This is a genomic window from Brevundimonas sp. UBA4553, from assembly GCF_002387245.1.
Lineage (GTDB): Bacteria > Pseudomonadota > Alphaproteobacteria > Caulobacterales > Caulobacteraceae > Brevundimonas.
In genome coordinates, this window is the sequence record NZ_DGLD01000015.1 from 36462 (window position 1) to 61141 (window position 24680).

General features: G+C 65.9%; 19 protein-coding genes. 8 read left to right on the forward strand and 11 right to left on the reverse strand.

Annotated features, from left to right (window positions below):
• Positions 1-14: 14 nt before the first annotated feature.
• Positions 15-2009: a TonB-dependent receptor domain-containing protein gene (locus B4A39_RS10585; protein ID WP_292036408.1), complete on the reverse strand. Its 1995-nt coding sequence runs from the start codon at positions 2007-2009 to the stop codon at positions 15-17.
• Positions 2010-2282: 273 nt separating this feature from the next.
• Here B4A39_RS10585 and B4A39_RS10590 point away from each other — a divergent pair, with 273 nt between their 5' ends.
• Positions 2283-3188 carry a LysR family transcriptional regulator gene (locus B4A39_RS10590; RefSeq protein ID WP_292036410.1) on the forward strand — a complete coding sequence of 302 codons (906 nt, stop codon included), beginning with the start codon at positions 2283-2285 and terminating at the stop codon, positions 3186-3188.
• Here the strand turns inward: B4A39_RS10590 and B4A39_RS10595 are convergent.
• Together B4A39_RS10595 and B4A39_RS10600 are read right to left on the reverse strand one after the other, a co-directional pair.
• Positions 3166-4374, reverse strand: a complete 1209-nt coding sequence (locus tag B4A39_RS10595) for a HAMP domain-containing sensor histidine kinase (RefSeq protein WP_292036411.1) — start codon at positions 4372-4374, stop codon at positions 3166-3168. The genes B4A39_RS10590 and B4A39_RS10595 overlap by 23 nt on opposite strands.
• Before the next feature lie 160 nt (positions 4375-4534).
• A complete protein-coding gene (locus B4A39_RS10600; RefSeq protein ID WP_292036413.1) occupies positions 4535-5212 on the reverse strand; it encodes a response regulator transcription factor in 678 nt (225 codons plus the stop codon).
• Positions 5213-5364: 152 nt separating this feature from the next.
• On the opposite strand from B4A39_RS10600, the gene B4A39_RS10605 reads away from it, so the two are divergent.
• The 6 genes from B4A39_RS10605 to B4A39_RS10630 are packed head-to-tail and all read left to right on the forward strand — an operon-like array spanning position 5365 to position 13799.
• Positions 5365-6597 carry an isochorismate synthase gene (locus B4A39_RS10605; RefSeq protein WP_292036415.1) on the forward strand — a complete coding sequence of 411 codons (1233 nt, stop codon included), beginning with the start codon at positions 5365-5367 and terminating at the stop codon, positions 6595-6597.
• Positions 6594-8222: a (2,3-dihydroxybenzoyl)adenylate synthase gene (locus B4A39_RS10610; protein ID WP_292036418.1), complete on the forward strand. Its 1629-nt coding sequence runs from the start codon at positions 6594-6596 to the stop codon at positions 8220-8222. The genes B4A39_RS10605 and B4A39_RS10610 overlap by 4 nt, the downstream gene beginning before the upstream one ends.
• Entirely contained in the window at positions 8219-8866 is a 648-nt protein-coding gene (locus B4A39_RS10615) for an isochorismatase family protein (RefSeq protein ID WP_292036420.1), read from the forward strand. The genes B4A39_RS10610 and B4A39_RS10615 overlap by 4 nt, the downstream gene beginning before the upstream one ends.
• On the forward strand, positions 8863-9126 hold the full coding sequence (locus tag B4A39_RS10620) for a phosphopantetheine-binding protein (RefSeq protein WP_292036422.1): 264 nt from the start codon (positions 8863-8865) through the stop codon (positions 9124-9126). The genes B4A39_RS10615 and B4A39_RS10620 overlap by 4 nt, the downstream gene beginning before the upstream one ends.
• A gap of 3 nt (positions 9127-9129) precedes the next feature.
• Positions 9130-13032 (forward strand): amino acid adenylation domain-containing protein, encoded by a 3903-nt coding sequence (locus tag B4A39_RS10625; RefSeq protein WP_292036424.1) that lies wholly within the window; start codon positions 9130-9132, stop codon positions 13030-13032.
• A complete protein-coding gene (locus tag B4A39_RS10630; protein WP_292036426.1) occupies positions 13029-13799 on the forward strand; it encodes a 2,3-dihydro-2,3-dihydroxybenzoate dehydrogenase in 771 nt (256 codons plus the stop codon). Before B4A39_RS10625 ends, B4A39_RS10630 begins: the two co-directional genes overlap by 4 nt.
• Positions 13800-13824: 25 nt before the next feature.
• On the opposite strand, the gene pdeM is transcribed toward B4A39_RS10630, so the two are convergent.
• The 5 genes from pdeM to B4A39_RS10655 all read right to left on the reverse strand — a co-directional run bounded on the left by pdeM (position 13825) and on the right by B4A39_RS10655 (position 20829).
• The gene (gene pdeM / locus B4A39_RS10635) at positions 13825-14547 is read right to left on the reverse strand and encodes a ligase-associated DNA damage response endonuclease PdeM (RefSeq protein ID WP_292036427.1); all 723 of its coding nucleotides are present in this window, start codon (positions 14545-14547) and stop codon (positions 13825-13827) included.
• Positions 14544-16985, reverse strand: a complete 2442-nt coding sequence (locus B4A39_RS10640) for a ligase-associated DNA damage response DEXH box helicase (protein WP_292036428.1) — start codon at positions 16983-16985, stop codon at positions 14544-14546. The genes pdeM and B4A39_RS10640 overlap by 4 nt, the downstream gene beginning before the upstream one ends.
• A gap of 67 nt (positions 16986-17052) precedes the next feature.
• A complete protein-coding gene (locus B4A39_RS10645) occupies positions 17053-18075 on the reverse strand; it encodes a DNA topoisomerase IB (protein WP_292036429.1) in 1023 nt (340 codons plus the stop codon).
• A gap of 130 nt (positions 18076-18205) precedes the next feature.
• Positions 18206-19810, reverse strand: a complete 1605-nt coding sequence (locus tag B4A39_RS10650; protein ID WP_292036431.1) for a cisplatin damage response ATP-dependent DNA ligase — start codon at positions 19808-19810, stop codon at positions 18206-18208.
• Entirely contained in the window at positions 19810-20829 is a 1020-nt protein-coding gene (locus B4A39_RS10655) for a ligase-associated DNA damage response exonuclease (RefSeq protein WP_292036433.1), read from the reverse strand. The genes B4A39_RS10650 and B4A39_RS10655 overlap by 1 nt, the downstream gene beginning before the upstream one ends.
• Positions 20830-20991: 162 nt before the next feature.
• Here B4A39_RS10655 and B4A39_RS10660 point away from each other — a divergent pair, with 162 nt between their 5' ends.
• Entirely contained in the window at positions 20992-21885 is an 894-nt protein-coding gene (locus tag B4A39_RS10660) for an SDR family oxidoreductase (protein ID WP_292036435.1), read from the forward strand.
• A gap of 3 nt (positions 21886-21888) precedes the next feature.
• Here B4A39_RS10660 and B4A39_RS10665 read toward each other — a convergent pair whose 3' ends face one another.
• The 3 genes from B4A39_RS10665 to pelA form a co-directional block, all read right to left on the reverse strand.
• Entirely contained in the window at positions 21889-22677 is a 789-nt protein-coding gene (locus B4A39_RS10665; protein WP_292036437.1) for a metallophosphoesterase family protein, read from the reverse strand.
• The gene (locus tag B4A39_RS10670; RefSeq protein ID WP_292036439.1) at positions 22661-23440 is read right to left on the reverse strand and encodes a hypothetical protein; all 780 of its coding nucleotides are present in this window, start codon (positions 23438-23440) and stop codon (positions 22661-22663) included. The genes B4A39_RS10665 and B4A39_RS10670 overlap by 17 nt, the downstream gene beginning before the upstream one ends.
• A 78-nt stretch (positions 23441-23518) precedes the next feature.
• The gene (gene pelA, locus B4A39_RS10675) at positions 23519-24574 is read right to left on the reverse strand and encodes a pectate lyase (RefSeq protein ID WP_292036440.1); all 1056 of its coding nucleotides are present in this window, start codon (positions 24572-24574) and stop codon (positions 23519-23521) included.
• Between the last annotated feature and the right edge of the window lie 106 nt (positions 24575-24680).

Here is a 24680-nt window from a genome sequence, read left to right on the forward strand (position 1 = left end):
TGAGATCTTTCGGATCAGAAGCGCGAGGTCACGCCGACAAAGAAGCGGCGACGGGGTTGGTAGTAGTTGTAGCCTTCGCTGGAGTTGATCTCCTTCTCGAACAGGTTGGTGATGCCTGCGCGGAAGGTGACGGTCTCGCTGATGTCGAAGCGGCCAGTGAGGTCGAACATGGTGTAGCCTTCGGTGATGGCCGTGCCGCCGCCGAGTTGTTCACCTGTATACTGAGCCGAAAGGAACAGGCCGATCCGGTCCGTGGCCTGCCAGTCCAGCGACGAGAAGCCCGCCCACTCCGGCGTGGTGATCAGGTTGGCCCCCGTCACCAGGTTTTTGGCCTCGATCATCCAGGTCAGGCTGGTGTTCCAGGTCAGGTTGTCGCGCAGCGGCACCTGGGCGATGGCTTCCAGGCCCTTGGTGCGGGCCTCCTGGATGTTCTCGCGCTTGGTCCACCAACGGTTCTGGAAGAAGCCGAGCGGCAGATATTCGATCTTGTTCTCGAAGTCGGTGTGGAAATAGGTGACGCCGAACTTCCACTGATCGCGATCGTAGGCGACGCCGATTTCGTAGTTGGTGCTTTCCTCCGGCTTGAGGTCCGGATTGCCGGTCATCCAGCAACCGCCGCCGCTGTAGCCCATGGGGATCAGGCCGGTGCAGCCGTTGCCGCCCGAGTTGGTGGCGGCGCCGGGCGAGCTTTCCTTCAACGTCGGCGCGCGGAAGCCTTGCGCGAACCCGCCGCGAACCGTCCAGTTCTCGACCGGGTGCCAGACCAGATAGACGCGCGGTGTGAAGTGCTCGCCGTACTTGTCATGACTGTCCACTCGTGCGCCCAGCGTCAGCAGCAGATTTTCCCGCAGCGTGATCTGATCTTCCGCATAGACGGCCATCGTGTCGCCAGACAGCTTGCCGCTGGTGTCGATCGGGTTGCCTTCATAGTCCACCGGCACGGTGCCGATGGTGTCGGTGTTGACGATTTCCTCGTCGCGGTACTGACCACCGATCGAAAGCTTGTGATCCCAGATCAGGTGAGGCGTGGCGTTGAGGATGACATCAAGGATGGTCTCGGTGTTTTCCGAGGCGCCTTCAGTCATGTCCCAGACGAACTCGTTGCGGTAGAGATCGACCTTGGTGCTCCCGAAGCCCCATTCGCCTTCGTGACTCAGGCGTAGCGAGGTGCGTTCCAGTTCCGAGGCGCCCCAGGCCGCGCGAGCGCTGGTCGAGCCGGTCAGCGGCGGCTGATTGACCGTTTCCTGGATGCCGTATGTCCCCTCCAGGGACAGGGTCTGTCTGGGCGTGAGAGCCCAGTTCAGCGCGCCGTTGACGCTCTTGTCGGTGATGCCTGAGGAGCCCATGTCCTCGGACCGCCCGCCCAGGGCCACCTCGTCAGGGTTCTGACGCGAGTAGCTGAGGCCGATACGGGCGCCGAGGTTGTCGGCCAGCGGTCCGGTGGCGTTGAAGGCGAACTGATAGACGTCGCCGCGATCATCATCCTGCGGCATCGTGTAGTTGGCGCTGAAGGATCCGCGCCAGGTCGGGGCGATCTTGCGCGTGATGATGTTGATCACGCCGCCCATGGCGTCCGAGCCGTATAGCGACGACATCGGCCCGCGCACCACTTCGATGCGTTCGATCATGTCGGACGAAATCCAGCTCAGATCCTGGCGACCCAAGTCAGGGCGGTAGGCCAGGTCGCGCGAGGAACCCAGACGTCGCCCGTCCACCAGGATCAGCGTGTAATTATCCGGCAGCCCGCGCAGCTTGATCTTCGACATTTCGCCTGTGCCGCTGAGACCGCCGCTGACGCCGGGAAGCCGGCTGAGAAGCTGGCCGATGTTCTGAACCGGCTGACGCTCGATGTCTTCGCGCGTGATGACGCTGACCGAAGCCGGGGCGTCTCGCACGTTCACGGCCGTTCCGGACGCGGTGACGATGACGTCAGACACGCTGGTGGCCTGGGGTTCTTCAACGGGATTGTCGGCCAGGGCCGGCGATGCGGCGAGGAGAGTGGACGTCATCAGGGCTAGCCTGATGTGGTGCTTTGTAAAACTCATGTTTGCCCCCGAAGGCATGCATTTGAAGGGCGGCGACCGCCGGTTGGGGAGGAATGCTCACGCTTGCGAGCGACGGTCGCTTCTAATAATCATTCGCATTAGCGGCTCAATGGCGTATTCGGCATGGAGCGCATTCGCAAATCGGCATGAGCTCCGCATGGGCAGTCGCTACGAGTTGCAAATAATAATCATTGCAATAACAGGGGCGGCCCTGTCGTTGCCTTCGGAGAAGCCGGAATGTCCGGGCGCCTGCCCTCCCGTGCCGATTTCAATCAGTTGCAGCATCTGATGGTGCTGCTGGAGCAGCGCAGCGTCTCGCGCGCCGCCGAACGACTGGGCATGGGGCAGCCGGCGATGAGCCGCGTGCTCGCCAGACTGAGGGACCAGTTCGACGATCCTCTATTGGTGCGCGGACCGCGCGGCATGATGTTGACGCCCAGGGCAGAGGCGCTCCGTGGCCCGCTTCGGTCCTGGTTGCGAGAAGGGGAGGCGCTGATCCGCGATCACGGCGTAGACCTGGGAAGCATGAAGCGCACCTTTCATCTGGCCTCGACCGACTTCGGCGTGCTGAGCGTGATCGCGCCCACGCTTGCTCTGATCGAGCGCGAGGCAGGCGGGGTGGAACTGGTGGTCGAGCCTCTGTCGGACGCCAGCCTTCGACGACTGGAGGATGGTCGCCTTGACTTCGTCCTGACGGGCTGGAACCCGCATGGTTCCAGCTTGAAGTCGCGGTGGCTGTTCCAGGAGACCCATCTGGGTCTGGCCCGGTCAGACCACCCAGTTCACGCCTGCAGCCGCTCAAGCAAAGACCTGTTGGAGTGGCCGCATGTCTCGGTCTCGGTCGGCGACGGCTTCGGTGACTGGATCGCCGAGGACTTGCCGGAACTGGCGGATCGGCGGGTGCTGATCTCGGCCGAAAGCTTCTCGCTGACGCCCTACCTTCTGGCCGGTACGGATGCGATCGCGATCCTTCCGCGAAAGGCGGCAGAATGTTTCGCCGTCGCGCACGGCCTTCGCACCTTCCCACTTCCTGCTAGCATCAAGCCGTTTGACTACCATCTGGTCTGGCATGAACGGTCCAGCGACGACCAGGCGACACAGTGGGTGGCCGACACTCTGGCTAGGGCGTTCGAGGCAGCGTGATCTCCACAATCAGTCCGGGGGCGTTGTCGGAGAGGCTGAGCTCGCCGCCATGGGCGCGGACCACGGCCGCCACCATGGCTAACCCCAGGCCAGACCCCGGGGCAGGATCGGTCTGATTGATCCTGTAGAAGCGACGCAAGACCTTTTCTCGCTCCGTCTCCGGCACGCCAATACCATTGTCGGCGACTCGCAGGATCGTTTTCCCGTCGATGATGCCGGTCGAGATCTCGATGGTGGCGGGCGCGCCGCCGTGGAAAACGGCGTTCTCGATCAGATTCGCGAGCGCCTGCTGAAGGAGGGCGGCGTCACCGTTGATGACAGCCGGCGAGGGCAGGGCGGCGATCAGGACGCCGCCCGTCTCCTCCACAAGCGGTCGATAGATATCGCTGACGGTGGCCGCCAGCGCGGAGATATTCACCGGGGCCATTTTCAGACCGACGCTGCCATTTTCGATCCGCGCCAAGGTCAGCAAGGCCTCGAACAGGGCGCTGACCTGATCGGTTTCCGCCAGCGCGCGCTCGATCGCTTCATCGCGCGTGGCGACATCGTCAATCCCGGCGGCGACCTGCTCCAAGCGGTTGCGCACCCGGTTCAGGGGTGTTCGCAGTTCGTGGGCCACGCCTTCGGAGAGTGATTTCAGCGCCGTCAGCGCCGCCTCCTGCCGATCCAGCATCCGATTCAGGTTGTCCGCCAACTGGTCGAACTCACGCCCCAGGCCAACGGCGGGCAGACGCATTGAGTCCTGGCCGGCGATAATGCGCGCGACCGCCTGATTGACGCTTTCGAGGCGCCGCAGAAAAAGCCGCCCCGAAACCCACCCGCCTGCGAGAGCGAGCAAGATCAGCGCCAGCCCGCTCCACAGGGCGAAGCGACGAATGCCGCCACGCAGTTCGTCCAGATGCTGGATGTCGCGACCGACAGCCAACAGCCCTCCGTCGGCTGCGCGCGCGCTCAGCGTCATCATGTTGGGGGTCTGATCGGGCCAGCGCGCGGGCCGGGCCTTGTTCGGCAAGTTGTGTCGGAAGCCGGTGGCGTTGACGGCCAACCGGGTCAGACCGTTGGAGAAAACGCTTCCGTCAGGCGCTTCAACCAGCAACAGGTAGCGGCGAGCATCGCGATTACGCGTCTCGGCGTTCAACTCCTGCACCAAGGTCGCCGTGCCGTGACGGTCGGCGTCGGCGCGCATAACCTCCATCTGATGGCTGAGACCGTCGCGCACCTCGGCCTCGGCGAAGCGCATCAGGCCATAGTCCACGCCGGCGACCATGACGGCGGCGCCCAGGCCGAATAGAAGTGAGAAGGCGGCGGCGTATCTCAGGCCGGACGTCGACCAGACCGACGGTCCTCTAGTCCGGCTGCTTGAGAACATAGCCCACCCCGCGAATCGTCTGGATCAGATCGCATCCGAAACCGCGATCTACCTTGGCCCTCAGGCGGCTGATGTGGGCGTCGATCAGGTTGGCGCGGGGATCGAAGTGAAAGCCCCACAGGCTCTCCAGCAACATGGTGCGGGTTACGGCTTGTCCCGCATTTCGCGCCAGACGTTCCAGCAACTTGAACTCGTGCGGGGTCAGGTCCAGAACCTGTCCCGCCCGCGTGGCCCTGTGCGCGGCCACATCCACCACCAGATCGCTGACCATGTGCACCTGCGCCCGATCGGCGAGAGGCGGACGGCGGATGAGCGCCTGGATCCGCGCGCTCAGTTCGCTGAACGCAAAGGGCTTCACCAGATAGTCGTCGGCGCCTGCGTTCAGTCCGTCCACACGATCATCGACCGCACCCAGCGCCGTCAGCACGAGGACGGGCGTCTTTAGTCCTGCCGAACGCATTGATTGAATCACATCGAGCCCGGATAGACCCGGCATCATCCGGTCCACGACGATCGCGTTGTAATCGCCGTCCAGGGCCATGTGCAGGCCCGTGTCGCCGTCCGGCGCTTCGTCCACGGTCTGGCCTTGCTGACGCAAACCCTCGGCCACGAAGGCACGGGTCCGAGCGTCGTCGTCAATGATAAGCATTCGCATGGAGCGCTCTCTAGCTCGCCTCGGCGCGCTGGTCAGCCTGATGGTGAATTAATCTCACCGCAAGGCGCGGCGAAGGTTGGTCGTCTATAGCCTCAGATATTGAGAGTGATACGCAACAGCGTAAGTTGACGGCAAGGTGAGCAATGGAGTCGATGGCGACGAACTTCTGGAGCGCTCCTGATCTGGCGGTTCAGATCGGAAAGGACGCCGCGACGCCCGATGCGCGCCAGGAGGCGGCCATGGACTGGGCCTTTGGATTGGCCACGCCCGAGATGAGGCTGTTCACGACGGGGGTGCAGCGTCGTCTGCCGTCAGGACCGGCGGCAAGTCTTGGCGAGCGGGTGAAGCGCTTCTTCTCTGACTACCCGTCGGCGGACCGCAGCGAGGCTTCTCCGCGCCTTCTGGTCGGCGCCATTCCCTTTGATCGCGACCAGGGCGACTGTCTTTTCCTGCCTGAGCGCGCGGCCAACCGCGCCTGGAGCGCGCCCACCCAAGCGCCACTGTCTCCGGGCGGCATACGCTTGACGAGCGAGCCTTCGCGCGAGGCTTATCAGCAGGCTGTCGCCAAGGCTTTGGCCTCCATCTGCGCGTCTCGCGACGACGCCCGGCCGATCGACAAGGTCGTGCTGTCGCGTAGCCTGCGGCTGGAGGCTGATCGTCCTTTTGACGCCTTCGCCCTGTGGCGCGATTTGAAGGTCGATCCATCGGCGGCGCGCTTTCTCGTTCCGCTGGGCTTCGGGCAGGGCGGGGATATGCGTCGCCTGGTGGGAGCATCTCCGGAACTGCTGATCTCGAAGCGCGGCCCGGCCATCCTGTCGCATCCGCTGGCTGGATCGGCGAGACGTAGCCCGGACCTGTACCAGGACGAGGCGGCGGCTCAAAGCTTGCTCGCCTCTGACAAGGATCGTCGCGAGCACGCCCTTGTGGTCGAAGCCATCATGGATCTGCTGGCGCCGTGGTGCAGCGATCTGCGCGCGCCGCCGGGACCGGCGCTGGTCTCGACACGAACCATGTGGCACCTCGGCACCCGCATCGAGGGACGCGTGCGTCGCCCCGACGAAGTGTCGGCGGCGGAACTGGCGGCCTTGCTGCACCCGACGCCCGCTGTCTGCGGCGCGCCCCGCGACCTGGCGGCCGGAGTTATCCGCGACCTGGAAGCCTATGATCGCGGCTTCTATGCCGGGGCGCTGGGATGGACCAATGCGGCGGGCGACGGCGCCTGGTACGTGACGCTGCGCTGCGCCGAGATCTGCGGCTCAGAGGCGCGCCTCTATGCCGGCGCGGGTATCGTCGACGGTTCGGACCCAGAGGCCGAGGCGGACGAGACATCCGGTAAATTCCAGGCCGTTATGCGCGCCTTGGGCGTGGACGAGGCGAGCGTATGATTCCCTTGAAACAGGTCTGGCCGGACGACATGGCGGCGCTTTATCGAGCCAAGGGCTACTGGCGCGGTGAGACCTTTTCTCAAGTGCTGCGCAGTCGCGCCGAAGCTCAGCCTGACGCCGTGGCTGTGGTCGGCATGGATCAGCGCTGGACCTATGGCGACCTTCTGGAAAAGGCTGAGGCGGCCGCCGCCGGATTTCTGGCTCTGGGATTGAAGCCGGGCGATCGGGTGGTGGTGCAACTTCCCAATTTGCCCGAGTTCCTCAGCGTGATCTTTGGCCTGTTCCGGGCTCAACTGATCCCTGTCTATGCGCTGCCTGCGCACCGCTCGACCGAAATCGTCCACTTCGTGGCGCGGGCCGAAGCCTCGGCCTATGTCGTGGCCGACCGGCACGAGGGCTTCGACTACCGCATCCTGGCCCGCGCCGTTCAAGGTGAGATTCCCGACCTGCGCCATGTGGTCGTGGTCGGTGAGGCCGAGGAGTTCGCTGCCTTCGACGACTTTCTCGCCGATCCGGCGATCCTGCCAGTGACCGATGCTGACCCATCGAGCGTGGCCTTCCTTCAGATTTCGGGGGGCTCGACCGGCCTGTCCAAGCTGATCCCGCGCACCCACGACGACTACCTCTACAGCGTGCGTGAAAGCGCCGACATCTCGGGACTGGAGCCGGAGAGCGTCTATCTGACGGCCCTGCCAGCGGCGCATAATTTCCCCATGAGTTCGCCAGGCTATCTGGGCGCCCTTTATGTCGGCGCGACGGTCGTGATGGTGCCCTCGCCCTCGCCGGACGCCTGCTTTCCCTTGATTGAGCGCGAGGGGGTGACGATCACTGGATTGGTGCCGCCGCTGGCCCTGTTGTGGATGCAGGCGGCGTCGAGGAAAGCCCACGACCTGTCCAGCCTTCAGGTGCTTCTGGTCGGAGGGGCCAAGTTCCTGCCCGAGGCCGCGCGGCGCGTCCGGACGGAACTGGGCTGCACCCTGCAGCAGGTGTTCGGCATGGCCGAGGGCCTGGTCAACTACACCCGCCTCGACGACGATGAGAGTCTGATCGTCGAGACCCAGGGAAGGCCCATCAGTCCAGACGACGAAATCCTGATCCTGGATGACGCAGGCGCGCCGGTCTTGGAGGGAGAGGCTGGCGATCTGCTGACGCGCGGGCCTTACACGATCCGCGCCTACCACAACGAGCCGGGCGCCAATGCACGGTCCTTCACCGACGACGGCTTCTACCGCACAGGCGACGTCGTGCGCCGAACGCCGGAGGGCTATCTGGTCGTCATGGGACGCGCCACGGACCACATCAACCGCGCGGGCGAGAAGATTTCGGCCGAGGAGGTCGAGGATCACCTGCTGGCCCATCCGGCTGTGTTCGACGCCGCCGTAGTGTCGGTGCCGGACGAATATCTAGGCGAACGCATCTGCGCCTTCGTTATTCCCAGGGGCGACGCGCCCCGTGGCGTCGAACTGAAAGCCTGGATGCGCCAGCGTGACATCGCCGCCTTCAAGGTGCCGGACCAGATCGTCTTCGTGGAGGACTTCGCCGTGACCGCCGTGGGCAAGGTCAGCCGTCGGGAACTGCGCGCGGCCCTACGCCAGCGCATCGTGCCAGAGGAGGACCATGCATGACCGCGCCCAAAGGTCTGCCGACCGTTCCGGCCTACACCCTGCCGACCGAGGCGGAGATTCCCCCCTCGCGCGCCCAGTGGACGTTGCAGCCTGATCGCGCGGCCCTGCTGGTCCACGACATGCAGCGCTATTTCATGCGCCCCTATGCGCCGGGCGCCGAGCCGCTGCCGGGGCTGATCGCCAACATCGCCCGGCTGATCGCGGCGGCGCGGACGGCGGGCGTGCCCGTCTTCTACACCGCCCAGCATGGCGATCAGGACCGCCGGGACCGGGGCCTGCAGGCCGACCTCTGGGGGCCGGGCATGAGCCGCACGCCTGCGCATGAAGATATCCTGCCCGAACTGGCCCCGGCGCTGGGCGACTTCCCTCTGGTCAAGCACCGCTACAGCGCCTTCCAGCGCAGCAACCTCGAGACGCTGATGGGCGTGCGGGGGCGGGACCAGTTGATCGTCTGCGGTGTCTACGCCCACATCGGCTGCCAGCTTACGGCGGCCGAGGCGTTTCAGCGCGACATCGAACCCTTCTTCGTCGCCGACGCCCTGGGTGACTTCTCCCGCGAAAAACACATGGGCGCGGTGGCCTGGGCCGCCGACACCTGCGCCGTGGCCCTTTCAACAGCGCGCGCTCTGGAACGACTGATATGACCAAGCTGACCCCGCAGGAGCTGACCCTCGAACGGATGCGCGCCGACATCGCCGCCGTGCTGCATGAAACGCCGGACTCCATTCTGGACGATGACAACCTGATGGACCTAGGCGTGGATTCATTGCGCGTGCTCAACCTCAGCCTGCAGTGGAGCGAGACCGTGCCGCTGGAGTTCAGCGAGCTGGCCGAACACGTCACGCTGGCCGAGTGGTGGACCATCATCCGCCAGAAGCGCGCCGCGCTCGGCGTCGAGTCCTGAGGCGTGGACGACGGACGCGCCGTGGTGGGTGTTGAGACGGCGACGGAAGCGCCATTGACCGAGGCTCAATCTGGCCTGTGGTTTGCCCAGAGACTGGACCCGACCAATCCGATCTTCAATACGGCCCACTATGTCGACGTCCGGGGCGATCTGGATATCGAAGCTTTCCGTGCCGCCGTCGATCAGGTCGCGGTCGAGGCGGAGGCCCTGTCGCTGCGGTTTGTTGAGCGGAACGGGGCGGTGGTGCAGACGCTGGACGCCGCGCACCGCCCGTTCCTCGAGATCATCGATGTGTCCACTGCCGCCGATCCCGTCGCCGAGGCCATGGCCGCCATGCGTCGCGATCATGAGACGCCGCTGGACCCGACCCGCGATCCGCTGGCTGCAAACATCCTGTTTCAGATGGGGCCGCAGCATTTCCTGTGGAGCCTGCGCGTCCACCATCTGGCCACCGATGGTTTCGGCATGGCCCTGCTGACCAACCGAGTGGCCGAGCTATACAACGCCGCGCGCGGCGGCCTGACGCCCGGGCCGGTCTTCAATCCGATCGCCAAGGTGTGGGGCGAGGACGCCGCCTATCGCGTCTCCGAAAAGCGCACGGCCGACGCCGCCTACTGGCGCGAGGTCATGGGCGACGCGCCCGAGGTCGCCTCTCTGGCACCCGGCAAGGCGACGACCGCCCACCGATTTCACCGCATCGAACGGGCCCTGCCGCCGCAGGTCACGGCTCGCCTGCGCGCTCGTGCCGATGCTGGGCGCCTGTCCTGGCCTGACGTCCTGACCGCCATCGGCGCCGCCTATGTCCGTCGTTTCTCAGCCGCGGAAGACGCGGTGATCGGCGTGCCGTGGATGGGCCGCATGGGCAGCGCCTCGGCGCGAACGCCCGCGATGATCATGAACGTCCCGCCGCTGCGCCTCACACTGGACGAAGACGCGCCGCTGGATGAACAACTGGTCCTGGCCTCCAAGGCCCTGATCAAGACACGCCGACACGGCCGTTACCGCAGCGAGCAGCTGCGGCGCGACCTGGGCCTGATCGGCGGGGCGCGGCGTCTGTATGGGCCGCTCGTCAACGTCCTGCCGTTCGACCTGCCGCCGCGCTTTGTGGGACTGGATACGACGCTGAAGGTGTTGGGCACTGGCCCGGTCGATGACATCAGCTTCACCTTCCGAGGCGACGCCAATCCGTCCTTGACGCTGGAAGTCGACGCCAACCCCGACCTCTACACGCTGGAGGAGGCTGCCGCCCACGCCGAGCGTCTGGCCGTCTTCCTGACGAATGCGCTCGATGCCGAAACCTTGGCCGAAATTCCCATCGCCACGCCTGAAGAGGCCGAGCGTGAACTGGAAGCCTTCAACGTCACCGCTCATCCGGTGCCTGACACGACGCTGACCGCCTTGCTGGAGGCGGCGATGAAGGCGTCGCCGGACGCCCCGGCGCTGACCTTTGGCGATCAGAGTCTGACCTACGCCGAACTGGACCGCCGCACGGCGGCCTTGGCCTCGGCGCTGGCGGCGCGCGGCGTGGGGCGCGAGAGCCTCATCGCCGTGGCCTTGCCGCGTTCGCTGGAGCTGGTGATCGCCCTGGTCGCGACCCTGCGCGCTGGTGGGGCCTATCTGCCGCTGGATCTGGAGCATCCGGCCGAGCGCATCGTCGCCATCGTCCGCGCCGCCGGTCCCGCTGCCGTGCTGGCCCATGAAGACATCGGTGGCGCGTTCGGCGAGGCTCTGCTGGAGCCCGCCAACTGGCCGCTGGACGGGGCTGCGCCAGTTGTGGAGCAGGCGGGCGAGGACGCCGCCTATGTCATCTACACCTCGGGTTCGACCGGCGATCCCAAGGGGGTGCTGGTCGAGCACCGCGCCATCGTCAATCGCCTGCTGTGGATGCAGGCTGAATACGGCATCGGCGCCCAAACCCGCATCCTGCAGAAGACGCCCGCCACCTTTGACGTCTCGGTGTGGGAGTTCTTCCTGGCCCTGATCTCGGGCGGCGAACTGGTCGTGGCCCCGCCCGGCGCGCACCGCGATCCGGCGGCCATCGCCGGACTGATCCGCCGCCATGCGATTACCGACCTGCACTTCGTCCCCTCCATGCTGTCGGCCTTCCTCGCAGAGCCGACGGCGAATGGGATCGCGGTCGCCCACGTCTTCTGCAGCGGCGAGGAGCTTCCCGCCGAACTGCGCGACCGTTTCCATCAGACGGTGATGGCCGAACTGCACAACCTCTACGGCCCGACCGAAGCGGCGGTGGACGTCAGTTATTGGGCCGCCGGGCCGGGCGATACGTCCCGCCCCATGCCGATCGGGTGGCCGGTGTGGAACACGCGGCTGGTCATTCTGGACGAGCGGCTGCGTCCCGTGGCGCCCGGCATGGGCGGCCATCTGCATCTGGGCGGCGTGCAACTGGCGCGCGGCTATCTGAACCGACCCGACCTGACCGAGGACCGCTTCATTCCCGACCCGCACCATCCGGGCCAGCGCCTGTATCGCACCGGCGACGTGGCGCGCAGACGGGCCGACGGAGCCGTCGTCTATCTGGGCCGCAGCGACCATCAGGTGAAGATTCGCGGCCTGCGCATCGAACTGGGCGAGATCGAAGCCGCCGTCATCGCCAGCGGCCTGGCGCGCGAGACGGTGGTGCAGGCCCGTGAGGACCGCCCCGGCGAGCGCCGCCTGGTCGCCTATCTGGTCCCGGCCGATGTCTATGATCCCGCCGCCCTGAAGGCCAGGCTGGCCGCGCGTCTGCCCGATTACATGGTCCCCGCCGCCATCGTGGTGCTGGACGCCCTGCCGACGACCTCCAATGGCAAGCTGGACCGTAAGGCGCTGCCCGCTCCTGTGTTCGAGGCCGCTGCGGGCCGGGCGGCCGAGACGCCAACCGAGAACATCATCGCCGAACTGTTCGCCGAGACGCTGGGCCGGGCCGAACCGGCGGGCGCCGACGATGACTTCTTCACTCTGGGCGGCGACTCCCTGTTGGCTGTGCATTTGATGATGCTGATCCGCGAGCGGCTGGGGCGCGATCCGGGGCTGGGCGCCCTGTTCGACCGGCCGCGCGTGGCGGAACTGGCCGGCCTGATCGACGCCGAGGCGCTGGACTTCGACAACGGGCTGGGCGTGCTGATCCGTCTGGCCGAGGGCGATCCGGCCCTGCCGCCACTGTTCCTGATCCACCCGGCGGGGGGGCTGTCGTGGGGTTATCGCACCCTGGCGCGCGCCCTGTCGCCGCGCCGTACGGTGTGGGGCGTGCAGTCGCCTGCGCTGGACCCGCAGAACGCCCTGCCGGGCGGGATCGACACGCTGGCGTCGGTCTATGTCGATCACATTCTGGCCTTGGGCGCGCGTGGCCCTGTCCACATCGCAGGCTGGTCCGTCGGCGGCATCATCGCCCAGGCGGCGGCGGTCGAACTGGAGCGGCGCGGGGTGAAGGTCGGGCTGATGGCCATGCTGGATTCCTATCCGGCCGAGTGCTGGCGCGCCGAGCCGGAACCGGACCCCGTCGACGCCATGCGCGCCCTTCTGGCCATCGCGGGCTACGACCCGACGCACTATCCCGAACTGCGTAGCCGCGCGGCCATCCTCGCCTTCCTGAAGGCGGGCGATAGCGCTCTGGGCGGCCTGCCTGAGGCGGCGCTGGACGGCGTGATACGCGTGGTGCTCGACACGAACCGCCTGGTGCGGGAGCATCGTCACAAGGCGTTCGGCGGCCGCACCACCCACGTCCGAGCGGCGCTGGATCACAAGGAGCGCGACCTGACCCCCGGCCTTTGGCGGCCCTACGCCGCCGATCTGGACGTGGTCGAGGTTCCCTTCCTGCACCCGCAACTGACCAGCCCGGGGGCGACGGCCCTGATCGCCCCCGCCCTGGACGCCCGCATGAGCGCCTTCGAGGAGATCGCACGATGAGAGACAGCGGACTGTCCGGCCGTCTGGCCCTAGTCACGGGGGCGGGCGGCGGCATCGGCGCCGCCGTGGTGCGCCTGCTGGTCGAGGAGGGCGCGCGCGTGGTCGCCACCGACTTGCCGTCCGCCGACCTGTCGGGACTGGCGCTTCTGAACGGCGTGCGGGTCGAGCCGCTGGACGTGTCCGACGGCGCGACGGTGGAGGCCCTGTTCGAGCGTATCGAGGCCGAAGACGGTCCGATCGACTTCGTGGCCAGCGTGGCGGGCGTCCTGTCCAATGTGACGGTGGATCAGACCTCTGACGCCGAATGGCGCCGCGTCTTCGCAGTCAACGCGGATGGAGTCTTCCATCTGGGCCGCGCGGCGTCGCGCCGGATGGGCGAAAGAGGCAAGGGCGCCTTCGTCACCGTCAGCTCGAACGCGGCAGGCGTGCCGCGTCATGCGATGGCGGCCTATGCGGCGTCCAAGGCGGCGGCGACCATGTTCACCCGCTGTCTGGGGATTGAGCTGGGACCCAAGGGCGTCCGCTGCAACATCGTCGCCCCCGGCTCGACCCTGACGCCGATGCAGACCGGCATGTGGGCTGACGAAGACGGCGCCGCCCGCGTCATCGCCGGCTCGTCGGAGACCTTCAAGGCGGGCATTCCGCTGCAAAAGCTGGCGACGCCCGATGACATCGCCGAGGCGGTGGTCTTCCTGCTGTCCGACCGCGCCGCCCACATCACCATGACCGACCTCTATGTGGACGGGGGCGCGACCCTGAGGGGGTGACGGTTGACGGCGGAGACGCGGAGCATCAGCGGAGCGGACGGTCCGGACGCAGGCGTTCGTAGGCGATCGGGACGACGGATCGGCCCAGGGCGAAGCTGATCGGCGGCCTATTGAACAGATCGGCGAACGCCGCGTCTCGCACATTGAGCCCGCCCGCGTAGGCGCCGAAAGCAGGCAGAATGAGGCGTCGGCCGTCCGAGGCGAAGCAGCGCCGACGAACACCCCCAGCCGAACCTTGAAGACGCGCGCAAGGATGCAGGTGTCCGGCGACTTCGCCGACGACAGGATAGGGCGAAGGGTCGTGCCGCAGGGTCAATCCGGCGATCTGGACCAAGACTGCGGTTTCGCCGCCAAGATCACCTGCACCGTCGGGATCGTGGTTGCCGCAGACCCATATCAACTGCGTGCGCGTCGCCAGATCGGCGATGCGCGCGCGTTCCACTTCGCCGATGCGGACGCCGGCATCGCCGTCATGGAGGGTGTCGCCGAGCAGGACGACCGAGCGGGGCGCCAGAGCGACGATCTCGCGCTCCAGTCGATCCAGGGTCTCGCGCGTGTCATACGGCGGCAGCAACTGACCACGGGCTGCATAGGCGGAGCCCTTCTCCAGGTGAAGGTCAGCGACCACCAGCATCTGCTCCTGCGCCAGCCACAAGGCGCCGGACGCTCGAAGCATGACTTCGACGTTGGCGAAGCGGATTGTCAGTGCCCCTTCATTGGTCGCAGCGCCGATCGCGAGAGCGGTCAAGACATGGCCTCATCAATCAGGGCGGCGTCCTCCAGCATCATGTCGGCGGCTGAAGTACCCGGCGCCCTTTCCTTGCCGATCTCCATCAGCAGCGGCACGGCGAACGGGGACAGGCGCGCCAGTCGCTCAACACGGATGCGGCCGGATATGCGTGCGAGCAACTCACCCAGACGCGCCACGTCGAGCAGGCCCCGCGCCGCGTCCTCACGCGCGCAGGACAGGAGGAGATGGCCGGGATCATGCCGACGCAGGGTGTCGTAGATCAGGTCGGCCGAGAAGGTGACCTGGCGGCTGTTCTTTTCATGGCCGGGCATACGCCGCTCGATGAGGCCGGCGATCAGGGCGCATTCCTTGAAAGCGCGTTTCATCATGAAGCTTTCGTCCAGCCAGGCTTCCAGGTCGTCCCCCAGCATGTCCTGCTGGAACAGGGCGTCGAAATCGAGGCCGTCCATCGGTCGCATGGCCCAGACGCAGAGGGCGTAGTCATTCGCCAGATAACCGATCGGTCCCACCCCGGCGCGGTCGAGACGGCGCGTGACCAGCATGGCCAGCGTCGTATGCGCCAGTCGGCCCTCGAAGGGATAGCAGACCAGGAAATGCCGCTTGCCTCGGGTGAAGGTTTCTATCAGCAGGTCGTCTTCACCCGGCAGGCTGGAATGATCCTTCTGGGCGAAGAGCCACTCGCACACATCTCGCGGCAGGCGTGACCAGGCGGCCTCATCGCTCATCATTCGCCGCACCCGCTTCGCCAGATAGGTGGAGAGGGGAAACTTCGAACCGCCCCAACTGGGGACCTTCGGCTCGGTGTCGTTCGAGCGGGTGACGATCGCATCGGTCCCTTCGACGGCTTCAAAGCGCCAGACCTGGCCCGCGAAGAGGAAGCTGTCGCCGGGTGACAGTTGCTCGAAATACCATTCCTCGGCCTGGCCGAGCATGCGGCCCGAGCCACGGCGGCCGGGCAGGCGAATATTCAGGGTCTGGGCGGTGACGATCACGCCGACGTTCATGCGATGTCGTCGCGCCGTCTCCTCATTGCGGACCCTCCACAGGCCGTCCTGACCCCAGATCAACCGACGAAATCGGTCGTAGGTCTTCAGGGCGTAGCCGCCGGTCGAGACAAAATCGACTACCTGTTCCCAGGCTTCCCACGAGAGGTCGGCGTAGGGCGCGGCGCGCGTGATTTCGGCGTATAGCGCCTCCAGATCGAAGGGTTCGGAACAGCCGCAACCCATGACATGCTGGGCCAGGACGTCGCGAGCTCCCGTGCGCGGCGGATCGCCGTCCAGGGCGTTCTCGGCCACGGCTTCCACGGCGGCCTGACATTCCAGCATCTCGAACCGGCTGGCGGGCACCAGGACGGCGCGGGACGACTCGTCGAGCCTGTGGTTGGCGCGGCCTATACGCTGAACCAACCTTGACGAACCTTTGGGCGCGGCCAACTGGATGACAAGATCCACGGCCCCCCAGTCGATGCCAAGATCCAGCGTCGAGGTGCAGACGACGGCCCGCAGTTCGCCCCGACCCATCATGGCCTCGACCCGGCGCCGTTGCTCGGCCGACAGGCTGCCATGGTGCAGAGCGATCGGCAGGTTGTCGTCATTCAGCCGCCAGAGTTCCTGAAAGGCGAACTCCGCCTGCCAGCGGGTGTTGACGAAGACCAGCGCCGTTCGGGCCGTCTTGATGGTCTCATAGACCTCGGCCATCGCATGCTGGGCCGTGTGACCGGCCCACGGGACGCGGTTTTCGGAGAGCAGCACTTCCAACTGCGGAGGCGCGCCGGCCCTGCCCAGAACGATGTCGTTCCCACGATCCGAAAGCCATCGCCGCACCCGCGCCGGGTCGTCCACTGTGGCCGATAGGCCGACGCAGCGAAGATTGGGAGAGAAGCTTCGAAGACGCGCCAGACCCAGGGACAGGAGGTCGCCTCGCTTCGAGCCGTGGATGGCGTGGATCTCGTCTATGACCACGCAGCGCAGGTTTTCGAAGTAATCGCGAGCGCCCTCCCAGGCACAGAAGAGGGCGAGTTGTTCGGGGGTGGTCAGCAGAATGTCGGGCGGAAGGTTCTTCTGGCGCTGCCGACGGGCCTGGCCTGTGTCGCCGGTTCGGGACTCGACAACGATGGGCAGGCCCATCTCGCGCACCGGGGTCAGAAGATTTCGCTCGACGTCCACAGCCAGGGCCTTCAAGGGCGAAATATAGAGGGTGTGCAACGCCTTCGGGCCATTGCGAGGGCCGCGCTCCGCGAGGTCGATCAGACTGGGCAGAAAGCCCGCCAGCGTCTTGCCGCCACCGGTCGGAGCAACGAGGAGAACATCAACCCCAGCCTTGGCTTTCTCGATCATCTCTCGCTGATGCGCGCGAACCGCCCAGCCGCGTTCGGCGAACCAGTCGCGGAAGCGCGGAGGGATCAGGTCATGATCATGTTCGCGGATGTTCAAGCAGGCGATCCAGAGGCGGGAATAGGGATATAGTGATGTTCTTGGTCTGTTTCACCTGGTCAATCCGCTAGGCGGCGGCGAGTAGTTTCGCGAGAGCTTTCTCGAAGCCCGCGGTCTCGGCGCCAGGCAGGGCGTCGGCCAATTCGCCGCTCGCGAAGAGGGTCAGCACGACGGGGTGAACATAGGAGGAGCGGCAGACGGCGAGGGTGTTCCCCAGGAGGCCAGCGACCGTTCTAAGGCAGACGGTGGTCTTGCGCTTGGCGTCCGTTGAAGAGTTTGGGGGCTCGGCGCCTTTGAGAAGGCGCGCCGCCGATACGGTGCCGGCCCAGGTGCGAAAATCCTTGGCGGAGAAGTCGTCACCCATCACGGCACGGATGTAGGCGTTCACGTCGTCCGAGGTGACCTGATGCACATCTCCCAGGGCGTCCGAATATTTGAACAGCGTCTGGCCGGGCAGGTCGCGCAGGGAGCGCGCGACGGCCGCCAGGCGTCGGTCGCGGATGCTGACCTTATGATCGACGCCGCTCTTGCCGCGAAAAGAGAAGCGAAGCGCGACGCCATCGACGGTCAGGTGACGCTTGTGCAAGGTGGTCAGGCCATAGCTACGGTTCTGCCGGGCGTACTGGGCGTTGCCGACGCGGATGAGGGTCAACTCCAACAGGCGGACCGAGGCGGCGAGCACCTTTTCTCGACCGGCGCCGGGACGGGCAAGGTCGGCTTCCACCTTGCGCCGCAGACGGGGCAGGGCCTTGGCGAAGGCGGGCAGTCTGTCGAACTTGTTCGCTGATCGGACTGCATTCCAATCGGCATGATAACGATATTGCTTGCGGCCTCTGGCGTCTCGACCGGTCGCTTGGATATGACCCGCAGCATTGGGACATATCCAGACCTCCGACCATGCCGGAGGAATCACCAGGCCACGGATACGAGCGATGTCGTCGGCCGCGCGCACAAGAACCCCGTCCGCATCGCGATAGCTGAAGCCGGCGCCAGAACGCCTGCGGCTGATCCCGGGCCGATCGTCCGACGACCAGACAAGGCCTGGGGGAAGAGGGCGATTGTCCACGGACGGCGCTTCGGGGTCGGACAACCAGTCTTCTCCAATCTGACGTCAGACAAAGGTGATCGAGTGGATCGAGAGCCGCGGATGAAGCGTCGAAACGTTCCGGCGTTCGGCCCAGTTCCGCGACTTGGGCCGGTCAGCGTGGGGGGCGGTGCGCTCAATCCAGCATTCGCTCGAGCGTGGCCAACTCGTCCGCTTCCCTGGCTGGCTTGTCCCATCGGATGCGACTGATGCGGGGAAAGCGCATGGCGACGCCTGACTTGTGGCGCTTCGAGCGCTGAAGCCCCTCAAAGGCGACCTCCAGCACCAGTCCGAAGTCGCGCTCAGCCCGCACGGAGCGGACGGGCCCGAACCGTTCCACCGTGTGGTCGCGCACGAACTTGTCGAGTTGCTTCAGTTCCTCGTCGGTGAAGCCGAAATAGGCCTTGCCTACGGGCGTCAGGACATGGACCCCGTCCGCGTCCTCGGTCCAGACGCCAAAGGTATAGTCGGAATAGAAGCTGGACCGCTTGCCGTGGCCGCGTTGGGCGTACATCAACACCGCGTCGATCAGATGTGGATCGCGCTTCCATTTGAACCAAGGTCCCTTTGGCCGACCCGCTTCGTAGGCGCTGTCGAGCCGCTTCAGCATCAGGCCTTCGGCGGACTGCGCGTCGCCGTCGGGCGGCATGGCGCGCTGGGCGGCCAGATCATCCCAGTTGGTGAAAGGGACCAGCGGCGAGAGATCGATGCGATCCGACCCGACCGCCAGTACGAAGGTTTCAAGCCGTGCGCGACGCTCGGCGAAGGGGAGGGGGCGCAGGTCTTCACCATCGGCGGCGAGCAGGTCGTAGGCGCGAACCCCTGCCGGATGGCTGACCATCAGCTTGGCGTCCGCCGTCTTGCGGTTCAGCCTCTGTTGCAGGTCTCCGAAAGGCGCGACACGGCCTTCGCGTAGCACCAGAAGCTCGCCGTCGATGACGCCTTCGTAGTCCAGGCCGGCGACGACATCGGGAAAGGCGGCTGACACGTCTTCGCCGGTGCGACTGTAAAGGCGCTTAACGCCGCCTTCGCTGACGGCCTGGACGCGGATGCCGTCCCACTTCCATTCAGCAGCGTAGGTTTCGGGATCGAGCTTTGGCAGATCGGTCGCCTCGTCGATGGGCTGGGCCAACATGACGGGGCGAAAGCGGCCAAGCGCCATGGCCGAAGGGCGCTCGGTCTTGCCGTCCAGCCAGGCCAGGAGGTCGGCGTAGGGCGGGCTTTGCGCGTGCCAGACCTCCTGAATATCCGCGACCTCGACCCCGCCGAAATCGGCCGCGGCCTGCCAGGCAAGCCGCGCCGAGACGCCGACGCGTAGGCCCCCGGTCACCAGCTTCAGCAAGGCCCAACGTCCATCGGCGTCGAGCGCGTCGAGCCAGCCTTCCAGCAGGCCTTGCACTTCGCCCCGTTTGGCGATGCTGAGGGCGTCGATCACCTCGGACAGTTCTGGCTCGCGGTTGGCCCCGTGACGCGCTGGCCAGATCAGGGCGACGGTCTCAGCCAGATCGCCGACGTAGTCGTAGGAAAGGCGGAACAACTCGGGATCGACCCGCCCCTCGACCGCCTGGCGGATCATGGCGGGTTTGGCGGCGGTGAAGGACAGCGCGCCTGTCAGGGCGGCCAGCGCCCAGCCTCGATCAGGGTCGGGGGCGTCTGCCAGATAGTCCCGGATCAGCCGCAGTTTGGCGTTGCGCGATGCTGTGAAAGAGAGGCGATCCAGCAGGGCGGCGAAGGCACGCATCAGTCGTCGTCCTCGTCTTCATAACCGACGAGGTGAAGGGCGCGGGCGCTAAGCCCATGCAGTTCCGCCCAGCGGCGCAGGGCGTCGTCACGACCGTGCGTGATCCAGATCTCCTGCGGCGACAGTTCGGTCAGCGTGGCGGTCAGTTCGTCCCAGTCGGCGTGGTCGGACAGGATGAGCGGCAGTTCGACGCCTCGCTGGCGCACACGCGCCCGCACGCTCATCCAGCCGGAAGCGAAGGCCGTCACAGGATCGGGAAAACGACGGCTCCACCGGTCGGCGACGGCGGACGGCGGTGCGATGATGATGCGTCCCGCGAAATCAGCCTTCGAGCCTGTCGCCGGGGCCAACGGTCCCAGATCGACACCAAAGTGCTCATAGAGCCGGTTCAGCCTTTCCAGCGCGCCGTGGACGTAGATGGTCTCGTCATAGCCGGCTTCGCGTAGCAGTCGGATCACCCGCTGCGCCTTGCCTAGCGCATAGGCGCCGACCAGATGCGCGCGCTCGGGAAACTGTTGGACCGAGCGCAACAAGCGCTCGATCTCCTGCGTGTCCGGGGGGTGACGGAACACGGGCAGGCCGAAGGTCGCCTCGGTGATGAAGACGTCGCTGGGCACGGGCTCGAAGCCCGCGCAGGTTGGATCGCGCCGTCGCTTGTAGTCGCCGGAAGCGGTGATCGTGAGGCCGCGTTGACGCACGGTGGCCTGTGCAGAGCCCAGGACGTGTCCGGCGGGGGCGAGGGAAACCTCTACGCCGCCGACCTTGACCCGCTCCCCATACTCCAGCGCTTGCGTGCGGCCGGCGAAGTCTGCGCCATAGCGCTCGCTCATGATGGCCAGGGTTTGTGGAGTGGCCAGCACTGCCCCATGGCCGGCGCGCGCGTGGTCGGCATGCCCATGCGTGATGACGGCCCGATCCACGGGACGCGGCGGATCGATGTAGAAGTCGCCCTCTGGACACCACAGGCCAGCGGGCGTCGGGCGAAGGACAGAAGCGGGGCCTTGATCGGGCAAGGACATGCGCGTGGAGCCGCTCCTGGTGAAGGTTATCGACGAACGCCGTTTCGGCCGCGGTCGGGATGGAAGAACGCGGTCGGTCCCCTCGCGTTGCAAGAGGCGAGGGTGGGAACGGGCCGTGGCGCGTCGACATTCAAAGGGCAGGCCAGCCGAATGAGGAAGACGATGTCCGACCGCACCGCCATGCAGGACCCCCGCCACCAGTATCCGCGTCCGCCCTTTCCCCGTCAGCCGCAAGCCGAGCCGGGATTGGCTGCCCGGATGACGCCTCGACCCGATCATGGCGAAGATAGTTATGAAGGCCACGGCCGGCTGAAAGGACGCAAGGCCCTGATCACCGGCGGGGACTCTGGCATCGGGCGGGCGACTGCGATCGCTTACGCTCGCGAAGGCGCGGATGTCGCTATCGGCTACCTGCCGTCGGAAGAGGCGGACGCGCAGGAGGTCGTCGCATTGATCAAGAAGGCGGGCGTCAGAGCATTGGCCCTGCCCGGAGATGTGCGCGACGAGGACTGGAACGCGACCATGGTGGCCCGCGTCCTCGAAAGCTTCGGCGGTCTGGACATTCTGGTGGTCAATGCCGGGCATCAGCAGTTCCGTCAAAACGTCTCGGAGGTCTCGACCGCTGACTTCGACGCGACGATGAAAACCAATCTCTACGCGCTGCACTGGCTGTGTCAGGCGGCGGCGCCTCATCTGCCCTCGGGCGCCGCGATCATCACCACGGCCTCCATTCAGGCCTACGAGCCGTCGGATATTCTGCTTGATTACGCCACGACCAAGGCCGGAATTGTCGCCTACACCAAGGCCTTGGCCAAGCAGATGATCGAGAAGGGCGTACGCGTGAACGCCGTCGCGCCAGGCCCATTCTGGACGGTGTTGCAGCCCAGCGGCGGGCAGCCGCAAGAGAAGGTCGAACAGTTCGGCGTCCACAGCGCCTTTGGTCGTCCCGGGCAACCGGTGGAGATCGCACCTGTCTATGTCCTGCTCGCCTCGCAGGAAGCGAGCTTTGTCACCGGCGAGGTTTGGGGCGTGACGGGCGGCGCGGGGGTAGGCTGACGGTCAGACTTCAAATACGCGATAAGGCGTGTCGCTCAGCGTCCGTAGGACGGGCAGAGCGACATTATAGACGGGCACGCCCCGTGCTGTGCGGCCTTCCGGCGCGCCTCTATGGGCGTGGCCGTGAACCACCAGCTTGACGTTCTCGTACCTGTCGACGACCTCGCCCAGACGAGATGATCCCAGGAAGGGGTGGATCTCGGGCGGTTCGCCTACGACCGTATCGACCACGGGTGAATAGTGCAGCAGGACCACGCTGCGCTCCGTTCGCAGGGTGCGTATCGAGTTCTCGATCAGATTGGCGTCCTCGACCGCCTCTTGCACGAAACGTTTGATCGAAGCCTCTCCGAAGGGGCTGAGCATGTAGCGACCGAAGCCGCCTACAAAGCCCTTGCCGCCAGCGAAGCCGACGCCCTCGATCTCGTAGGATTCTCCCGTCAGCATCCGCACGCCAGCCTCGGACATCAGGCGCACCACCTCTTCAGGCTGGCCGCACTCATGCTCGTGATTGCCGAGGACGCCGACCATGGGGATGCGACAGGCGTGCAGATCTTCCAGGAGGTTGGCGACCTCCGCCGCCTTGCCGAAGTTGACCAGGTCGCCGCAGAGACAGAGCACGTCGGCGTCTTCATGTACGCGGTCGAACAGGTCGCGATAAACGCGGTGCGATGTTTCGCCGACGTGCAGGTCGCCGACGGCGGCGATGCGCAGCTTCTTTTTGGGGCCGGCCTCCATCCCCGGTTGCGGGGTCTGGCTGTCAGCGGTGGGTGGGGATTCAGGCGACGGGGTCATGACGTTCCTCCAGGCCTTTGCCGACGACGTCGCCGAAGCCCCACTCGGTGATGTCGGCGATGTAGTCGCGCGGGCTGAACAGACGGCCGCGACAGACCTTCACGCGCGGCGCTGGCAGATCGACCTGGGCCTGCAGCCGTTCGAGAAGTTCGGTCATCAACCAGGCCGGCACGCGACCGCGCTCGGTGGGATAGGCGAAGCGAAAGTTGAGCAGGTGCGCCATCAGCACCTCCCAGTAGAGGTCCATTTGATCCAGCAACGATTTCCAGTCGATGGCGTCGGATTGTTTCAGGATGACGTGGTTCACGTCGGCACCGTCATAACGATAGCGGTCCTGGATGAAGACCTTGGACAGGATAAGGGCGGTCGGCGGAGTGATCGTAACCTCGTGGCCGTAAACCGTGATCCGGTCATCGCCGAACCAGCTGTCGGACACGGCGATCGTGCCGTTCGACATGGCGAAGATCACGTCGAAGAAATGCTTTTCGTCCTTCCAGACCTTGGCGATCCAGCGTTCGTCTTCGACATCGGTGCGATAGCCGCGCTGCTGGAAGAAGGCGAGAATCCGGGGGTAGTCGCCAGGCTTGCAGAAGACGTCCAGATCCTTGGTGGGACGCCGGATGCCCGTGTAGGCGGTCACCGCGTAGGTGCCGGACAGAAGGAAGGGCACGCCCGATTCCTTCAGCAACCGAAGGCTTTCCTCATAGAAGGCCATGGCCTCGGGCGGCGGTTCAAAGGCGGGCTCGGCGACGGTGTCGGACATGGCGTGATGTTTTCCTGCAAGGGCAGGGAAACGGGGCCGTGACGACGAGGGTTCCGCCGCTAGTGAAGGATCAGGGCTTCACTCAGCGACGCGTCGACGCCAAGCCTCGACCTCAGCCGGAAGCGACGCCGGCCAGGCTCCCACATAGGTGTATCCCATGCGGCGCTCTCGCTCGATGTCGGCCAGGTCGGGGTGAGCGACCGAATCCCGGCCCATGTAGATGGGCGCGTTGGTCGTCAGGTCATAGAAGCGCGCCCAAAGGGGAGGGGCTCCCGGCAAGGGGGCGAGCCGCCTGTCCGGCTGACCCTCGGCATTCGTAAAGGTCTCCAGGCGGGTGTCCCTGATCGCCGAGCTTTCAAACCAGGCGGCAGCGGCCTCAACGGCAGCGACGACTTCTGGCGACGGCTCGTCGAGCGACATCAGGAAACGCACCACTCCGACGCTTTCGCTGCCCGACAGGGAGGGGGGCTCGAACTTGCGGGCCCAAGCGGGGGCTAGGCCGACGGGGTCGTGCTGCGCGCACCAAACCGTCAGGCGATCACCCTGACGCACTTGACTGCGAAGTATGACGTCCACGCCGCGCGACACGGCCTCTGTGGCGCGGGCTCGCTGTGCGTCGTCGACAAAGCCATAGGGTTGCTGGCCGACGGCGACAGCTTTCAACAGGTTCAGGACGCGAACCATGGCGTCGTCATTGAAGGTCAGGTTGTCGTGATAGCCTCCGCGCAACGGGTAGTATTGCGGCCAGCCGCCGTTCGGATATTGCGCCTCCAGGACGTAGTCCAGACCGCGACGGAAGGCGGCGGCGTAGGTGGCGTCGCCCGTCGCCGTCGCCACGCGGGCGAGGAAGGCCAGCGGGAGGGTCGTGGCCTGATTATCGAACGTATTGGCCAGGCCGGGGTCGGCGTCCGCTCGTGCGATCTCGTTCAGCGGCGTATTCTTTGGCCAACCGCCTTCCCGTGACTGATGGGAGACAACCGTATCGGCGATGCGTCGCGCGTCGGAGCTGGAATACCAGTCCGCAGACTGCGTCAGTACGCCGGCGTTCCACGCGACGGGCGACTCGGAGGCCTGCGCTGCAGCGGGCGAAACGGTCAGGAGGGCGATGGCGATGAGCCAGGATCGGGAAATCATCACGACGACTCCTTGAGCGCTCGCGAACGGGATTACGGGTAAAAGGAAGCGCCGTGTCACCACGGCGCTTCAGGTGCGACAGTTCTTCCGGGAGGAGGTTCTGTCG

Coding starts and splice junctions, on each gene's coding strand:
- B4A39_RS10595 (WP_292036411.1), bottom strand. CDS start 4,374: ATGCGCGCCGACGCCGACCGTCACGGCACGGCGACCTTGGTGCAGGAG.
- B4A39_RS10615 (WP_292036420.1), top strand. CDS start 8,219: ATGACCGCGCCCAAAGGTCTGCCGACCGTTCCGGCCTACACCCTGCCG.
- B4A39_RS10590 (WP_292036410.1), top strand. CDS start 2,283: ATGTCCGGGCGCCTGCCCTCCCGTGCCGATTTCAATCAGTTGCAGCAT.
- B4A39_RS10630 (WP_292036426.1), top strand. CDS start 13,029: ATGAGAGACAGCGGACTGTCCGGCCGTCTGGCCCTAGTCACGGGGGCG.
- B4A39_RS10620 (WP_292036422.1), top strand. CDS start 8,863: ATGACCAAGCTGACCCCGCAGGAGCTGACCCTCGAACGGATGCGCGCC.
- B4A39_RS10655 (WP_292036433.1), bottom strand. CDS start 20,829: ATGTCCTTGCCCGATCAAGGCCCCGCTTCTGTCCTTCGCCCGACGCCC.
- B4A39_RS10585 (WP_292036408.1), bottom strand. CDS start 2,009: ATGACGTCCACTCTCCTCGCCGCATCGCCGGCCCTGGCCGACAATCCC.
- pelA (WP_292036440.1), bottom strand. CDS start 24,574: ATGATTTCCCGATCCTGGCTCATCGCCATCGCCCTCCTGACCGTTTCG.
- B4A39_RS10605 (WP_292036415.1), top strand. CDS start 5,365: ATGGCGACGAACTTCTGGAGCGCTCCTGATCTGGCGGTTCAGATCGGA.
- B4A39_RS10600 (WP_292036413.1), bottom strand. CDS start 5,212: ATGCGAATGCTTATCATTGACGACGACGCTCGGACCCGTGCCTTCGTG.
- B4A39_RS10660 (WP_292036435.1), top strand. CDS start 20,992: ATGTCCGACCGCACCGCCATGCAGGACCCCCGCCACCAGTATCCGCGT.
- B4A39_RS10665 (WP_292036437.1), bottom strand. CDS start 22,677: ATGACCCCGTCGCCTGAATCCCCACCCACCGCTGACAGCCAGACCCCG.
- B4A39_RS10650 (WP_292036431.1), bottom strand. CDS start 19,810: ATGCGTGCCTTCGCCGCCCTGCTGGATCGCCTCTCTTTCACAGCATCG.
- B4A39_RS10670 (WP_292036439.1), bottom strand. CDS start 23,440: ATGTCCGACACCGTCGCCGAGCCCGCCTTTGAACCGCCGCCCGAGGCC.
- B4A39_RS10610 (WP_292036418.1), top strand. CDS start 6,594: ATGATTCCCTTGAAACAGGTCTGGCCGGACGACATGGCGGCGCTTTAT.